We start from the raw sequence: 16466 nt of genomic DNA, 5'->3' as shown, positions 1-16466 counted from the left end.
TTATTCTGATATATAACAGAACATTCTTCGAAAAAATTTCTTAAAAAAAAAGGTATATTGGTCGTATTATTAAAGAGCCAGTGCCCTCGAACCAGTATTATGGAAATATTAAAAACATTCGACAACCCTATTGACGCACATTTACTAAAAAGTAAATTAGAAAGCGAGGATATTGCATGCTACATACTCGATGAAAATATTGTCGGGTTGAACCCACTGTTAAATATTGCTGTTGGGGGCATAAAACTCATGGTCGCAGCCGCAGATTTAGACCGCGCACGTCTCGTCCTACAGGAAATAGATAACACCCCTTTATTAACAGACCAAGATGTGGCGATACGATGCCCCGAATGCGGGTCAACCAATATCTTTAATAACATTAAAAACAATGAAGGAACACGGGGAATACTAGCGACGGTACTATCTTTTATAACGATGACCTACCCGATCTACACCAAGAAAAGTTATTTATGTCGAGATTGTGATAAGGTATTCAATTAAAGCAGACCTTCATCTCGAAAGCTAAAATAAGTAGTATCCGTAAAGATAATATGATCATTTACCTTGATATCTAACATATCTGCTGCACGTACCACCTTTGCCGTCAACAATTTGTCAGGCGGACTCGCCTTCAACGTTCCGGAGGGATGGTTATGCATCAAAATAATCGCATGGGCTTTGCAGGTTAATGCATACCGTAAGATGACACGCACATCCACCGGTGTAAAATCATGCCCTCCTCGACCAATTAGATGTTTATCCAGCACCTTACAACCCGGACTCAAATAAAGCACCCAAAACTCCTCATGCGATAAATCCTGCAGGTATGACCTGAAGTAATCATAGACCTTTTTACTGCTGTTCAAAACCGGCTGCTCCGCCTGCACCTCTTCTTTCCGTCGGCGCCCCAACTCTAATGCAGCAACAATAGCAATCGCCTTTGCTTCGCCGATACCTTTGTAGTGTTGCAATTCGGCAATTTCTAACTTGGAAAGTCTTCCCAAGTCGTTATTTGCATCGGCCAACACGCGCCGGCACAATTCCACAGCGGTCTCTCCACGGGACCCCGAACCTACTAAAATAGCCAACAACTCTGCATTTGTCAATGCGCGACGTCCCTGATCGATCATCTTCTCCCGTGGGCGATCTGCTTCAGCCCATTCCCTAATAACTAACTTATCCATATCCTTCCCACTTTTATCTCGGTATCCACAAAATACATAAAACGACACAAACCACAAAAGCAACAGCTTATAAATTAATTATTTAACAATTCTTCAGCTTTACAAAACCGACTTTTCGATTATAAACTTTATCTTTGCCGTTTAATACAAAAATTGAATACGATGAGCAAAGCAATTATCAAAACAGAAAAGGGCGATATGACTGTTCAGTTCTACACAGAGGACGCTCCAAATACCGTTGCTAACTTTATAAAACTAGCTAAATCCGGATACTATGATGGATTAACTTTCCACCGTGTTATCCCTGATTTTGTGATCCAAGGAGGATGCCCGAACACGCGTGAAGGAGCAACAGGCATGCCTGGAACAGGTGGCCCAGGTTACAAAATTGATTGTGAATTAACAGGCGAAAACCAATACCACGATCGCGGTGTTCTTTCTATGGCACATGCTGGTCGCAATACTGGAGGTTCTCAGTTTTTCGTGTGCCACAGTCGTAACAACACGGCACACTTGGACAGAAACCACACTTGCTTCGGTAAGGTAGTAGAAAATGTAGATCTTGTTGATGATATCCGCCAAGGCGACCGTATCTTAACAATCGAAGTTATCGAAGACTAGTTCATTCTAGAAAGCAATTACAACTAAATTCGTGGCGTATTCCATGCGCCACTATTATAATAAAAAGACACTCATGAACTTAAGAGCCTTAGTATCCGTAACTGGCAAACCAGGACTATTTAAATTGATCGGTCAGAATAAAGGTGGTTTTATCTTAGAATCATTAGACGATAAAAAAATAAAAAGCGTTGTCAACCTATCGACAACGAAAATGGCAACTTTAGAAGACATCACCATTTATGGTGAAGAGGAAGAAATCCGTCTTTTAGATGTATTAAACAATATCAAAGAAAATGGTGGAACAATTCCAGACGTTAAAGCCGATGGTAATAGCTTACGTACGTTCTTCCGCGAAGTTGCTCCTGGTCATGACGAATCACGTGTATACTCTTCAGATATCAAGAAGATTATCTCTTGGTATGCTATTATCAAAGATTTACCTCTTTTCAACGAAGAAGCTCCAGAGCCAATTCAATAAAAAACATAAAAAAAGAGAGCGGGCATACACCTATGCCCGCTCTCTTTTTTGACATTTCCCCTACCTATCCGCATTGCATTTCATAAAAAGAATCCCGTTCTTTGTGTAATAAATTGAAGGCAAGTATTATGGTTACTATTACAGATAAAGCAAAAGAACGCATCGATCAGATCATGCGCGAAGAGAACTATGATCAAAACTATTTCGTACGTGTAGCCGTAGAAAGCGGAGGTTGTTCTGGTTTGTCTTACAAGCTAGATTTCGATAACGAAGAAAAAAAAGGAGATCAGTTCTGTGAAGATAAAGGTGTAAAAATCTGTTTGGACATCAAATCATATCTTTACCTCGCAGGTACAGAGCTGGATTATTCAGATGGATTAACAGGAAAAGGGTTTGAATTCCATAACCCTAACGCCAGCAGAACATGCGCATGTGGCGAAAGTTTCTCTGTATAAGACCTCTATGACAATATTTCTAAAAGAGCCTTTTACAAAGGCTCTTTTTTGTTGATTCTTCACAAAAAACATCTTCCTCCTCCCCGATTTCTTCTTTATTTTACACAGGCAATCGTTTGTTTATTTTTTCACGAATTTTTACACAAAAAAGTTGTTTGATTAATAAAATGATTACTTTTGTTTATAAATTTTAAGAAAATATCAACAACACCCACAAATCTGGATTATGATATTTTGAGGGTATAAATATTTTATGGGACGTAACTTACTAAAAACTGAACAAGCGATCACGTTTGTTAAGGAGACTTTTTCACGCAAATTAATTGAGGCTTTAAACCTTATTCCTGTTTCTTCACCTTTGGTTGTTTTAGATGGCACTGGCATCAATGACGACCTCAATGGCATCGAACGCCCGGTGAGCTTTCCGATAAAATCGCTTAATGAACAACGGGCTGTGGTGGTGCATTCATTGGCGAAGTGGAAGAGAGTGCGGTTAAAGGAATTAGAAATTGAAGTAGACGAAGGAATTTTGACAGATATGCGCGCACTGCGCCCGGATGAGGATTATACACCCATCCACTCCATCTATGTCGATCAATGGGATTGGGAGAAGCATATCACCGCGCAGGATCGCACCTTCGATTACCTAAAGGATACCGTTCTCAAAATCTACACGGCACTTTACGAAACCGAACAAGAGGTGGCTCAGCGCTACCCCGCAAAAGAAGCAATATTACCCAAAGAGATTCTTTTTATCTCTTCGGAGCAACTGCTAAATCGTTATCCGGATTTCACACCAAAGCAACGTGAGAATGCCATTGCTAAAGAATACGGAGCTGTCTTTATATACGGCATAGGTGGCGAATTGAGCCACGGCGCACCACATGATGGACGAGCGGCAGATTATGACGACTGGAGTACCGATAATAGTGAAGGTTATAAAGGATTAAATGGTGATATCTTGGTATGGAACCCCATCCTCGACACGGCTTTTGAGTTATCCTCCATGGGTATACGTGTAGACAAAAAAGCGCTTTTGCAGCAATTGGAAATACGCCAAAGTCTTGACCGCACAAAGCTATCCTTTCATTCCATGTTAATCAATGAGGAGCTACCGCAATCTATCGGTGGCGGCATTGGACAATCCAGGGTATGTATGTTTATGCTGAAAAAAGCACATATTGGCGAAGTTCAAGTGAGCATTTGGGATGATGGTCAGCGAAGCAGCTTAGCACAAAAAGATATTAACTTACTATAAATAAAAAGGGGCGAAAAATTCGCCCCTTTTTATATTAATCTTCTTCTATAATTTCTTGTATCCGACCAATTTGTCCATCTGTAAGGCGTACCTTAATACCACGATGGTGAACTGGAGCCGAGGTCAATAAATCTTTCACAATGCCCTCCGTTAATGTCCCACTACGTTGGTCTTTTTTCAATACTATATTGACCAACATTCCTGGTTTTATATTCGCACGTGTCTTTCCGTCTTTCATTCTTTTGTTTTTTTAAGCACTAAATACGATCCCTTATCGATAAAATCTAGTAAAATATTACCACTTAATGATATCGTTTCCTAGGGTGAACAGCATTAAAGCGATTAAGATAAAGAAGCCGACCATTTGTGCCTTTTCGAGGAAGTTATCGCTCAACGGCTTTCCTTGTACCATCTCTACCAAAAGGAAAATCACATGTCCACCGTCCAACGCTGGGATAGGCAGTAAATTCATAAAAGCTAAAGCCATAGAAAGCATTCCCACCAAGTTCCAAAACTTGAACCAGTCTACTTTCTCGCCAAACATCTTCGCAATACCAACAGGTCCAGAAAGTGCCTTATCCGCACGAACTTCGCCTTTAAAAATCTTGCTAAAGCCTTTGATATTATCGGTCACCACGGAGAATGCTTTTTTCGCACCAATCGGTAATGATTCCATCAAACCAAATTCATTGGCGGTAACCGGAAGCTCTTCCTGTGCCATGGTAAAACCTAAGGTCGCAGTAGAATCAATTGTTCCTGTTAATGTCGCTTCCTGGCCTTGACGCAACACCACAAGGTTTACGCTCTTATTCTTACCCCGTTCCATGGCATCTTTAAACTCATCAAAAAACACAATCGGCTGCCCATTAACACGCAAAATACGGTCTCCAGCTTTAAGTTGCATCCGCTCTGCTTCCGAATCCTTGACCACGTCAGCTACACTATCAATCTTTGTACGAGGTTGTACAAATTCATTCCTTTTGTGCTCTGCTACCTCATTCAAGATTGTCGGAGGAACGGTAATCTGTTTCTGTTGCCCTTGTCGCTCTACCGTCAATACCGCATCCCCCATAAGTACATCCGTACTTAAAACGTCACGCAAAAAGTGAACCGCGGGCTTACCATTAACGGCAAGGATCTTATCCCCTGCTTCAATACCGATGTTCTTACCGATAATACCCGGTACAACACCATATTTTAATTTACTGTTATCGATATCAGACTCGCCATATTTAAAAGTCAACATCCAGAAAACAACAATACCAACCAATACGTTCACGATAATACCTCCCAGCATGACGATCAAGCGCTGCCAAGCTGGTTTCGAACGGAATTCCCACGGTTTTGGTTCTTCTTTCAGTTGCTCCGTATCCATCGACTCATCAATCATCCCGGCAATCTTCACATAGCCCCCCAATGGCAACCATCCAATACCATACTCGCAGCCCCGGTAGTTAAACTTAAAGAGTTTCACTCCCCAAGCATCAAAGAAAAGATAGAATTTCTCCACCTTGATTCCGAATGCTCTAGCCGCAAGAAAATGTCCTAATTCATGCAGGATAATCAAAATTGACAAGCCTAAAACAACTTGTCCTATCATTACTAATGTTCCCATTAAAATCTATAAATCAATCGTAAAAATTTACAAAACAAGAAAACGACACCGTTTTCTGCCTAATTATATCTTATCTATTAAATCTCGTGCCACAAGTCTGGTTTGCTGATCAATGGCAATATAGTCATTTAAAGTTGGTTGTTTTACCATCTTTTGCTGACACAATGTCGCTTCAATCAGATCGCTCATCCCCAAGAATGAGATTTGATCATTCAGAAAGGCTTCTACGGCAATCTCATTAGCTGCATTAAGCACGCAAGCACGATCACCTCCAGCACGAAGGACACTGTAGGCAAGTTCCAGATTGCGAAAAGTTTCCTGATCGGCTGGCTCAAAAGTCAACGTAGGATATTTTAAGAAATCAAACCGCTCAAAGGAATTCTGCATTCGCAAAGGATACGTCAATGCATTCTGGATCGGAAGCTTCATATCAGGCACACCCATTTGTGCTTTCATAGAACCGTCTTGAAACTGTACAATGGAGTGCACAATAGACTGCGGATGTACGATAACATCGATCTGATCGACCTCCAGATCAAACAACCACTTGGCTTCAATCACCTCTAAACCTTTATTCATTAAAGATGCCGAATCGATCGTAATCTTGGCCCCCATCACCCAATTCGGGTGCAACAAAGCCTGCGCTTTGGTGACCTCCATTAAGTCAAGACGTCCTTTCCCCCGGAAAGGACCTCCTGAAGCAGTCAGGTATATTTTTTCTATTGGATTCTGTTCCTCCCCAACCAAGCATTGGAAAATAGCGGAATGTTCGGAATCTACAGGAAGCATCTTCACCTGATGCTTTTCAGCCAAGCCCATCACCAACTCTCCAGCAACCACTAAGGTTTCCTTATTGGCCAACGCAATATCTTTCCCATGCTCAATCGCAACAACGGTAGGCTTTAGACCTGCCGCCCCAACAATAGCATTCAGTAACACATCGATCTCCGGATCGGTAACCACCTCGACCAAAGCATCCACGCCGGATAAGACACGTATGTTTGTCCCCGCTAATGCCTCTTTTAATGTCGTGTAAGCTGATTCATCGGTAATAACAACCGCTTTAGGTCTAAACTCAAGCGCTTGTTCAATCAACAATGCTACATTTCGTGCCCCTGTCAACACCGATACCTCGAGTAGTTCTGGGAATGCCCGCACCACATCCAACGCCTGCGTCCCAATACTACCAGTTGCCCCTAGAATGGCAATATTTCTTTTATTCAAAATGGTCTAAATTATATTTTTCAGAAACTCTGGATCACCCTCACCTTTATATTCGCTCATCATATCGCTATACACGATAGACAGGACCAAACTCACCGACGGAATCACGATAAAAGAGTTGATGATACTAAATGCTCGTGCAAGTAGGTTGTACTCTAAATATTCCGATCCCAATTGCAGTAAGAATGTCGAAGACACCAACAGCAAAACCAAGACCAGCCGGAACACATTTCCGCGCGTCACCGCCAAACTAAAGCGATAGGATTTAAAAACACTAAAGTTCTTGTCCAAAATAAAGAAAGGAAAGAACATAGTGCGCAAAATAATATAAACCGAAATAATCCCGGTAATTACAGGATGGATCTCAAACATTACACGATCCATCGATATCCCCATATAAAGCAAGGGAAAACAAAGGACATAAACCAGACAAGCAACAATAACCGAGATAAGAATAGCCGTTAACAAACCGACAATAAAAGACACGAATTGCTTGGTGGTTGGTATATACCCCATAAAACCTAGTTTCTTTTTGTAAGACACCAAATTGAGGGCACGCTTGATCAACATTAATTGCAAACTAAAAAAAAGAGTCAAGAAGACAAACAACAGCAATACTTTAACCCCAGAAGCGGCGCTCTCCTTAAGGTACATCGCCAAAAAGGATGAAAGGTTGTTGGTAACAAACAGTAGAAAGCAAAGCCCTGCAATCGAGATATAATGTTTACGCAGGATTGACATTGCCCGCAAAAACACTTCGTTCGCTCTAAAAGTACTTTCTTTAAGATAGTTTAACATGCTCATAATATTACTGCAAATATCGCATTATTTTAGTAAGCATCAATTGAAATCAAGGGATTTGCGATATTTTTTGCTGTTTTCTGTACGTGGCATATAAACGACTGTGGTTGTTCGTAGTTAGGTCGATGAACTACCCCTTCGACGATCCTGCGACAGTCCTGTCTGTCGAAACATCTATAAGCCATACGTAGGGACTCCCCTTGCGGTCGCCCACCTTTAGTACGCTATTATTTGGCCCTTAGCGTCATAGCTAGCTCATATGGGCAAAGAATTAATTTACCGAGATAGTTTATGGATCTCTCCAAAGTCGAGATGACGTGGTATGCGAATAGCCACGTTGGGCTTATCAGCTTTGTGACACTTATCATTCACGCCCCACTACTCACAATAAACTACAAACTACCAACTACAGACTAACTATATCGCTTCTAGCTACCCATAATCACTTTATGTCGCCTGAGGAATATTTGCATCTGTAGCAACTTGCCCATGCACTGCCCATCCTGCAAATATTCCTAGCGACAAGCTTTTGCTTACTTTTGGCTTCAAAAGTAAGATGCCCCTCCGGCAAAGAGGAGTATGCCTCTCCCGCAAAGAGGAGTATGCCCCTCCGGCATAGAGGAGCCCCCTTCTTTAATTAAAATCGCTTGGTACAGGTTTCTCTAATAAATACTGATAATAGAAACGCACTCGCTCCTTAAAGTCATAAGCCGATTTTGAACGTGCGAAACCGTGTCTGCTACCGGGATAAATCATCAGCTCAAACGGCACATTACGATCCGTCAAAGCATCGACCAGTTGCGTCGTATTCTGTAGATGAACATTATCATCTAAATCGCCATGCATAATACGAAGTACCCCCTTATAGTTATTCACGTACGATAAGATGGATCCTTCTTTATATCCTTGTGCATTATCCTGTGGTGTATCCATCCACCGCTCCGTGTAGTGCGTATCATACAACTCCCAGCTTGTCACCGGTGCACCAGCAATACCATAATCAAAATAATCAGCTCCTTTAGTCAATGCCAGGCACGTCATATAACCACCGTAACTATGTCCCGTAATCAACAATTTATTTTTAGCTACCCAAGGCTTTGCTTTAAACCATTTGGCCACCGTAATATAATCGACCAACTCCCACTGTCCAAGGCTACGGTGCATCCAAGCGACCCCTTGCTTACCATAATGCCCAGAGGCACGGTGATCACAAGCAACCTGAATAACGCCTTCTTTTGCCCAAAATTGATTCGACATCCCCTTCCAAGTATTCTTTACGGTTCCCGCATCCGGACCACCGTAAATACTCATGATAACCGGATATTGCTTCGTCGCATCAAAGTTCACAGGGTATGTAATCACCATCGGTAAATCAAATTTCCCATCATCCGATTTGATTGTTATGTACTCCGTCTTACCAACATGGTACTGACCAAAGTCAGCTCCCTTACTATCCGCGAGCTCCTTTACAATTTTTCCATTATTATCAACCAGCGCTACCTTATTCGGTGTGGTTACATTCGAATAGTTCGTAATAAAGTATTTTCCATCGGGAGACACCTGAACATTGTGCGTATAATCGCCAAATGTCAATCGTTTCAGATTCTTACCCGAGTAATCCACCCGATACAAGTCAGAAGTTGCCGAATTCTCTTTTCGTGCCGTAAAGTACACGACCTTACTTTTTTCATCCACCAATTGCAACGATGTCACCTGCCAATCGCCTGATGTCAACGGATTCACAAGTTGCCCAGATAAAGTGTACAAATAGTAATGTGCCCAACCGGACTTGTCCGATTTCAAGATATAATGCTTGTTATCCGCCAAGTAAGTAATGCGTTCGTCATGATCTAGATTAATCCATGTCGGTTGTTTTTCATCATAAATTTCACGCTTTACACCATCATTTGGATTTACCGCATAAAATTTAAGATTGTTCTGATCGCGGTTCATCCATTGCACCATGATCGACTGGCTATCAAAACTCCAATACGGCTGTCCAAAATACTGGTCATCCTTCGCATTAAAATCAGCCCACACCACGGGCGATCCCTCCACTTGCACAAAACCAACCTTCACTTCAGGGTTCTCATCCCCCGCCTTCGGGTAACGCGTTTCCTCTAAGTAACCATGTTGCCCTTTCGACACATAGATCGGGAACATCGGCACCTTGGTATCATCAAAACGCATAAAAGCCAACTTCTTACTATCCGGAGACCACCAGAAAGCCTTATAGTTAGTCGAGCGACCCAAAATCTCCTCGTAATATACCCAGGAGGACCATCCATTATAGATCACATCCGTACCATCAGATGTATAGCGTAACTCACGACCGTCTGCTACATTTACACTATATAAATCACTCTTCCGTGTAAAAGCCACATACTTTCCGTCTGGCGAAAGTGTCGGATTCTGCTCTTCCAGCTCCGGGGACTTCGTAATTTGCTTCGCTTCCGACTTTCCGTACTGTATATAGATATCTTTATTCTTCACAAAAACAACCACATCAGCTGTAGCCGGTGGTGTATAAGGTGTCCGTTCCCCCGTTTTAACATTCACTTTATAATCACGGTGGTCCTTTTGGTCATTTTCAATGTAATGCCCTGCATCGGCCCATCCTTTATAATAGTTTATAGCTTGCGTAACCGAGTAGTCTCTACCCCAAGCTTGGGCAAAGCTTAATTCCTTCGTTTGCCCGTGCACCCCAGCGAAAAAAAGAACGCCCAAAAGCGAACCCGTTATTTTTTTATACATAATAGATTATTGATAATGCACGAAAATAGCAATATTACAGCGCTTCGTGACAAAATAGATGTAACATATTTCCTATCAAACACAAAAAAAGCCACTCTACTAAGTGGCTCCTTTATGTTGTTCTTTACGTTACTAGAAGGTAAAGTTATCCTTCTCTACGTATTCACCGTTATCAAATGTTGTATCATCCTGGTTCGGTTCGTAGCGTTTTTCAACCACCTCTTGATTACCTTTGATGTATTCCACAACTTCTGTCAACCCTTCAGCAAACTTTTCAAAATCCTCTTTATACAAGAATATCTTGTGTTTGATAAACTGCCCATCTTCAAAACGCTTCTTGCTTTCCGTGATGGTTACATAATAATCGTTAGAACGAGTCGCTTTAACATCAAAAAAATAAGTACGCTTACCGGCTCTCACCTTTTTTGAAAATACTTCCTCACGCTCTTTGTTTTCAAAATCTCCCATTAGTATTGTTAAGTATTTAAGTTTTAATCCTCTCTTTTCAGTCATAAATATATAATAAATACTTTCAAACAACCAAATTTTATTCAAAAAAAAGTTATTTTTCTCGAGATTGCCAAAATAAAGTCTACCGAAACACTGACCGACCCCAACAACACGCTGGAATTTTCACCGAAAAAAAACCGTCATTCACCGAATAAATGCTCCGAATTGCCTATTTTGGCTAACTGATTCGAAAGGTTTGCCTTACTTTTGAATCAAACATTAAATAACACATAGCATGGAAAGAGACTATAATACAACCCCGCCAGGAATTCCGCCTAAAAACAATAGGAGCGCTAATATCGTCGGTGCCATTATTGTATTTCTAGGTCTGGCCCTCTTGATGAAAAATCTAGATTTAGGTATTTGGTTTCCACGTTGGATTTTCGGTTGGGAGATGGTCCTGATTATTATCGGTTTAGTTATTGGGATCAATTCCCAGTTCAAGAAAAAATCATCTATCATATTAATTTCAATAGGCGGTTTATTCTTGCTTAAAAACCTCATGGATCTATCCTTTGGAAAAGTTATTATCCCATTAGGTGCTATTATAATCGGTATCTACCTTATTATGCGTAACCGCAACCAAGGAGGCATCCCACCGGTGCCACCGCAAGCGGGACCAACACCTGACAATGGATCTAACGACATTTTTGATTGGGACAAACGCGTGCGTACAGAAGAGGAGCTTCAGCAAGAACCTGAGATAGAATCTCCATTTCAACAAAAGGCAGAAGAATACCGCACCACACCGGGCAGTGCACAGCAGCAGTCTTATACAAATAACTTTACACACCAAGGGGAAAACTATATCAAGGTCGATTCCATCTTTGGAAACGCCAAGAAAAACATATTCTCCAAGAACTTCTTGGGCGGCACCGTGACGAATGTCTTCGGCAGTACGCAGATTAACCTGCTTCAAGCCGATATGCAACAACCTGTAGCCCTAGATGTCTTCCAGCTGTTTGGTAGTACAAAAATTATTGTACCTCCACATTGGGTCGTGGCAACAACGGTATCCAGTATCTTGGGCGAAAACGATGACCGTCGCGTTATTTTAACGCATGCGGTGGATCAGAACAAGTGTCTTTATATCACGGGAACATCCATATTAGGTAATATAACCATCAAGAACAGCTAGCAGATACATGATTTTTAAGATGACATCCAAAAATCGATTGGTCCACGCAAGTTCGTGGACTATTTGCATACTATACTTCTTGGTATCCTATTTCCTCCTGTGGTGGGACCATCGTCCCAAGGCGGTATCGCCGTATGAACCTATTATTGGTGCCCTATCGATCACGATCTGCTGTTACCTGATCTATAGCACACTACAATACTATCTACCTCGGAAGAATCAGTATATAAAAATCACCGTAATCTGTCTCGTCCTTACCACCGTGAGTGTCGGGCTATCGTTGTTTTTTTTAAATCAATTTTTCGATAACCTTTCCTTATCGCACTTTTTCGAGGTACTTCCTTATCGCTTTATTATCAACTTTCTTCTCCTACTGTGTGTAACCATCATTAATATCTTTTGGAACATACAAGAAGAATACGAGGAAAACAAAAAGAGAAAAGAAGAGTCCGAGCGTATACTTCGGGATGCCGAGCTTTACAATTTGCGGCAACAACTACAGCCCCATTTCTTGTTCAACAGTTTAAACTCTATTATCGCCTTGATTGGTATCAAACCCGACCAAGCGCGCAACATGACCTTCCAATTATCTGATTTTTTACGCGGAACCATGCGAAAGGATGACAAGCAATTGATACCGCTATCTGATGAGATAACACACCTGACATTGTATTTAGACATCGAAAAGGTACGTTTCGGGCATCGCCTTACCACCACTTTCTCCCTCCAGGAAGAAGCCGCTAAAGCAAAAGTCCCGTCCATGATTATTCAACCGCTATTGGAAAATGCCATTAAATTCGGCCTGTACAATGTTATCGGCGACGTTGAAATAACGATAGACATACGTCTGGAGAACTACATGCTTTATATTACGATTACTAACCCATTCGATAGCGACCAGTTTGAAACGAAAAAAGGAACCGGCTTTGGCCTTTCTAGCATCCAGCGACGCTTATTTTTGCTCTACGGACGCACCGACTTACTGGACACTTCGATAAAAAACAATATTTTTACCTCCACTCTTAAAATCCCACAATATGATTAAAACCATCATTATTGACGATGAGCCCTTGGCACGTCTTATTATTATGGAATATTTAAAACAGTACGACGATATTGAAATTGTCGCGGAGTGTGGCGATGGCTTTCAGGGTGCTAAAGCAATCCAGCAACACCAACCGGATCTCGTTTTTCTGGACATCCAGATGCCAAAATTAACTGGCTTTGAGATGCTTGAAATATTGGATGAAATGCCGAATGTGATCTTCACCACGGCCTTTGATGAATATGCGATTAAAGCATTTGAAAAAAATGCGGTCGATTACCTATTAAAACCGATCAGTAAAGATCGCTTTGAACAGGGGTTATCTAAGTTCAGGAATGCTTTTGCCAACCAAAATAATGGCAGTAGTACAACAACTACTGTCGAGAAAGTGGCTGCGATAACCGAAGAAGAATCGCTGGAGCGGATCGTGGTAAAAAATGGATCACAGATCAAGATTATCCCCGTCCAACAGGTACTCTTTTTGGAAGCATACGACGATTATGTTAAGATCCACACGAAAGACGGCGTTTTCCTAAAAAACAAAACGATGAGTTCTTTTGAAAAGCAATTAGATCCCAAACAGTTCGTACGTGTACACCGTTCGTTTATTGCCAAAGTAGACCAATTGGCTAAAATTGAACCTTTGGAAAAAGAGAGTTACATTGCTACGTTATTGAATGGAGAAAAGATAAATATAAGCAAATCGGGCTACGCACGTTTAAAACAAATTATTGGCTTGTAAACAATAGTTTGTAATTTTGTGGGCATGAGTCGTATTCTTATTATCGCATTTATGTTGTCTGCTGCCCTGACATCCTACGGGCAGAGTCAGGAAGAGTTGGCAAACAGGGCCGTATTCAATAAACTAGAGTTTTTCATCAACACGAAGAACACAGATTCTATTTACAACTTGGCCAGCGACAACTTTAAAAGCAAAATTGGCGCCGATCAGTTTGGTTTTACCATGAACAACCTGTATCAGCTCGGTAAGATCAAAAATGTAGAAGTATTGGATTTCAAACAGCAGTCCGGTGTTTACTTGCTCACCTACCCGACCGCCTTCATCAAGCTTACCTTATCCGTCGACCCGTCGACTTTGAAATACGAAGGTATCTTGTTTTCGCCCGGAGAAAAACCGGCAGCAAAACCCGTAGAAAAGAAAGAAGTAGTCAGTGTGGTCGAAAAAATATCACCTGTAGATTTCTTTGTTGACTCAGTCGCCAAACCTTTCGTTAAGCAAGGTAATGCGCAATCGTTAGCTATTGGTGTTTTCCATGACGGACAATATAACAAGTATTTCTACGGAGAAGCAATCAAAGGTAGTGGTGTGGCCCCTACAGAAAATACGATCTATGAAATTGGATCGATTACCAAGGTGTTCACCGCCGTGTTACTGGCTGACCTCGTAACCAAGGGTACTACTAAGTTAGACGACCCAATTACGGCATACCTTCCGGACTCGTTGGCGAGTAACCCTGATCTACAGAAAATTACTTTTAAGAGCTTATCAAACCACAGCTCAGGTCTTCCACGTCTGGCAAATAATATGGACAAAGTACCGGGCTTTACGATGAAAGATCCTTATGCAAACTATGACCGCAAGGCTTTGTTTAGCTACCTAAAGAACTATAAAGCAACCCGTGAAGTAGGCGAGACCTATGAGTACAGTAATTTGGGGGTTGGCTTGTTGGGTGAACTGATTAGTATCATTGCAAAGAAACCGTTTACCCAGCAGCTGCGCGAAGTCGTACTAACCCCATTGCAGATGAACAGCACGACCGACCGTCCGGATCCAAAAAACACAAATTTCATTAAAGTCTACAATGCATCCGGCATCGAGGTTCCAACTTGGAACTTTCAGTCCATGTTTGCTGCTGGTGGACTAAAGTCTACGGTTCGCGATATGATGCTTTTTGCAGTCGAGCAATTTAAAATGCCACAGAATGGCCTACAAGCTGCGATGGGTCTGACTCGCGAATTTACCCTGGCTACACCAAACAATACCGATATCGGGCTTGGCTGGCACATGAATATGGTAGACCAAGGTATTTTCTTATGGCATAACGGTGGCACTGGTGGTAGCCGATCCTTTTTAGGGATTTCACCAGATAGCAAAACGGCCGTAGTTGTGCTTTCCAATGCCGAACTTGCTGTAGATAGTGTGGGCGCTTCTATCTTAAAGAAGCTAATGGAAAGTAAGAATTAACGCAAAGAAGGTACAATCTTTTGCACATCGCTTTCACCTTGAAAATCTTTTATAAGAGTCTTGCTGCCTGCATCGAAAATGTAGGTGGCAGGGTACTCTTTCGGCATAAAGCGCTCGATAAATTCCACACCCGGATCCTTCCAGAAGCCTACATTTTTCTTTCCTTTTAACGCTGGTGCATACATGTTAAGGTAGCTATCCACATATTCCTTATCGTTCATCGTAACAAAATAAATCTGTACGGGCGGCAATGTTGCATACGCCTTAGACAGGCTCGCTCCTAACTTTTGACAATGTCCACATCCGGGGTCATAAAAGATCAACATGACCTTCCCTTTCGTTGGTATCGCTTGTTGCAGTAGCTTACCATTATTTGCGATATCGTGAATCTTCACAAAAGAAGGTAATTGCTTGGGTGCTTGAGCAGCAGCTATACTTTGAATACATAGGAAGAGTAGCATTAATCGCGCTATTGTCATGAAATGTTTCATACGGCATTATTTAAGGTGTAATCCATGCGAAAGGCTCGCTTTTTTCCGAAAAATACTATATATTTGGTTACAAATCAACAAATACAGAACAAAATTTCATTATCGTGAAGAAACGCATCGCTATTTTTGCTTCGGGCTCAGGTTCCAATGCTCAAAAGATTATGGAGCATTTCAAATACTCCAACCTCGTCGAAGTAACCTTAGTTTTAAGTAATAACCCGGATGCATACGTGCTACAGCGTGCGGATAATTTCGAGATCCCTTCGCATGTCTTCGATCGTCAGGCTTTTTATGATACAGACGAGGTGGTCGATATCTTGAAACGTCTGGATATTGATCTTGTCGTCCTGGCCGGCTTCTTATGGTTAGTGCCTGAAAACCTATTGAAAGCATTTCCGAATAAAATCATCAATATACATCCCTCTTTACTACCGAAATATGGTGGCAAGGGCATGTATGGTGATAAGGTACATAAAGCTGTTTTGGCGGCCGGTGAAGAAGAGCACGGTATTACCATTCACTTTGTAAATGAGAACTTTGATGAAGGAGAAGTTATCCACCAAGCGAAATTTCGCGTGGAACCGGGTGACACGCTAGAGATACTCAAATTCAAAGGACAGCAGCTGGAGCACCAGTATTTTCCGAAAGTCATCGAGAATTTATCGAAGAAGTACAATTAGTAGCAG

Annotated in this window: 18 protein-coding genes; 10 read left to right on the top strand and 8 right to left on the bottom strand. The window is 41.6% G+C overall.

Features of this window, described 5'->3' with window-relative positions; genetic code table 11:
• Nucleotides 1-99 precede the first annotated feature (99 nt).
• Entirely contained in the window at nt 100-501 is a 402-nt protein-coding gene (locus E2P86_RS05850; protein ID WP_085474573.1) for a putative signal transducing protein, read from the top strand.
• Here E2P86_RS05850 and radC read toward each other — a convergent pair.
• Complete coding sequence (radC, locus tag E2P86_RS05845; protein ID WP_085474572.1) at nt 498-1184, bottom strand: RadC family protein; 687 nt, start codon at nt 1182-1184, stop codon at nt 498-500. The genes E2P86_RS05850 and radC overlap by 4 nt on opposite strands.
• Before the next feature lie 162 nt (nt 1185-1346).
• Here radC and E2P86_RS05840 point away from each other — a divergent pair, with 162 nt between their 5' ends.
• The 4 genes from E2P86_RS05840 (at nt 1347) to asnA (ending at nt 3996) form a co-directional block, all read left to right on the top strand.
• The gene (locus tag E2P86_RS05840; RefSeq protein ID WP_085474571.1) at nt 1347-1805 is read left to right on the top strand and encodes a peptidylprolyl isomerase; all 459 of its coding nucleotides are present in this window, start codon (nt 1347-1349) and stop codon (nt 1803-1805) included.
• Nucleotides 1806-1878: 73 nt separating this feature from the next.
• On the top strand, nt 1879-2283 hold the full coding sequence (locus E2P86_RS05835) for a DUF5606 family protein (protein ID WP_085474575.1): 405 nt from the start codon (nt 1879-1881) through the stop codon (nt 2281-2283).
• Between the two features lie 128 nt (nt 2284-2411).
• Nucleotides 2412-2738 carry a HesB/IscA family protein gene (locus tag E2P86_RS05830; protein ID WP_085474570.1) on the top strand — a complete coding sequence of 109 codons (327 nt, stop codon included), beginning with the start codon at nt 2412-2414 and terminating at the stop codon, nt 2736-2738.
• 253 nt (nt 2739-2991) lie between these two features.
• Nucleotides 2992-3996 (top strand): aspartate--ammonia ligase, encoded by a 1005-nt coding sequence (gene asnA, locus E2P86_RS05825; protein WP_085474569.1) that lies wholly within the window; start codon nt 2992-2994, stop codon nt 3994-3996.
• A 34-nt stretch (nt 3997-4030) separates the two neighbouring features.
• Here the strand turns inward: asnA and E2P86_RS05820 are convergent, their stop codons facing one another.
• From E2P86_RS05820 to E2P86_RS05795, 6 genes are all read right to left on the bottom strand, one after another.
• Nucleotides 4031-4234 carry a YwbE family protein gene (locus E2P86_RS05820; RefSeq protein WP_134431495.1) on the bottom strand — a complete coding sequence of 68 codons (204 nt, stop codon included), beginning with the start codon at nt 4232-4234 and terminating at the stop codon, nt 4031-4033.
• A 57-nt stretch (nt 4235-4291) separates the two neighbouring features.
• A complete protein-coding gene (gene rseP / locus E2P86_RS05815) occupies nt 4292-5611 on the bottom strand; it encodes an RIP metalloprotease RseP (RefSeq protein WP_134431492.1) in 1320 nt (439 codons plus the stop codon).
• A 63-nt stretch (nt 5612-5674) separates the two neighbouring features.
• A complete protein-coding gene (locus tag E2P86_RS05810) occupies nt 5675-6835 on the bottom strand; it encodes a 1-deoxy-D-xylulose-5-phosphate reductoisomerase (RefSeq protein ID WP_134431489.1) in 1161 nt (386 codons plus the stop codon).
• A gap of 6 nt (nt 6836-6841) precedes the next feature.
• The gene (locus tag E2P86_RS05805) at nt 6842-7633 is read right to left on the bottom strand and encodes a hypothetical protein (protein WP_085474565.1); all 792 of its coding nucleotides are present in this window, start codon (nt 7631-7633) and stop codon (nt 6842-6844) included.
• A gap of 636 nt (nt 7634-8269) precedes the next feature.
• Nucleotides 8270-10390 (bottom strand): S9 family peptidase, encoded by a 2121-nt coding sequence (locus E2P86_RS05800; RefSeq protein WP_134431486.1) that lies wholly within the window; start codon nt 10388-10390, stop codon nt 8270-8272.
• A gap of 132 nt (nt 10391-10522) precedes the next feature.
• On the bottom strand, nt 10523-10858 hold the full coding sequence (locus E2P86_RS05795) for a DUF3276 family protein (RefSeq protein ID WP_085473960.1): 336 nt from the start codon (nt 10856-10858) through the stop codon (nt 10523-10525).
• Nucleotides 10859-11135: 277 nt separating this feature from the next.
• On the opposite strand from E2P86_RS05795, the gene E2P86_RS05790 reads away from it, so the two are divergent.
• From E2P86_RS05790 to E2P86_RS05775, 4 genes are read left to right on the top strand one after another with little or no spacing between them, the layout of a single operon-like run.
• Entirely contained in the window at nt 11136-12038 is a 903-nt protein-coding gene (locus tag E2P86_RS05790; protein WP_085473935.1) for a LiaF transmembrane domain-containing protein, read from the top strand.
• A 19-nt stretch (nt 12039-12057) separates the two neighbouring features.
• Nucleotides 12058-13083: a sensor histidine kinase gene (locus E2P86_RS05785; protein WP_234991280.1), complete on the top strand. Its 1026-nt coding sequence runs from the start codon at nt 12058-12060 to the stop codon at nt 13081-13083.
• Complete coding sequence (locus E2P86_RS05780; protein ID WP_085473933.1) at nt 13076-13825, top strand: LytR/AlgR family response regulator transcription factor; 750 nt, start codon at nt 13076-13078, stop codon at nt 13823-13825. Before E2P86_RS05785 ends, E2P86_RS05780 begins: the two co-directional genes overlap by 8 nt.
• A gap of 24 nt (nt 13826-13849) precedes the next feature.
• Nucleotides 13850-15289 carry a serine hydrolase domain-containing protein gene (locus E2P86_RS05775; protein ID WP_134431483.1) on the top strand — a complete coding sequence of 480 codons (1440 nt, stop codon included), beginning with the start codon at nt 13850-13852 and terminating at the stop codon, nt 15287-15289.
• Here E2P86_RS05775 and E2P86_RS05770 read toward each other — a convergent pair.
• Nucleotides 15286-15780, bottom strand: coding sequence for a TlpA family protein disulfide reductase (locus tag E2P86_RS05770; protein WP_134431480.1), 495 nt, complete (start codon nt 15778-15780; stop codon nt 15286-15288). The two genes, E2P86_RS05775 and E2P86_RS05770, sit on opposite strands and share 4 nt — an antisense overlap.
• Nucleotides 15781-15884: 104 nt before the next feature.
• On the opposite strand from E2P86_RS05770, the gene purN reads away from it, so the two are divergent.
• Nucleotides 15885-16460 carry a phosphoribosylglycinamide formyltransferase gene (gene purN / locus E2P86_RS05765; protein WP_134431477.1) on the top strand — a complete coding sequence of 192 codons (576 nt, stop codon included), beginning with the start codon at nt 15885-15887 and terminating at the stop codon, nt 16458-16460.
• Nucleotides 16461-16466 lie beyond the last annotated feature (6 nt).

The sequence above is a fragment of the Sphingobacterium psychroaquaticum genome, from assembly GCF_004421025.1.
Lineage (GTDB): Bacteria > Bacteroidota > Bacteroidia > Sphingobacteriales > Sphingobacteriaceae > Sphingobacterium > Sphingobacterium psychroaquaticum.
The sequence above is the reverse complement of the archived record's forward strand: the minus strand, read 5'-3'. Positions and strand labels throughout refer to the sequence as shown.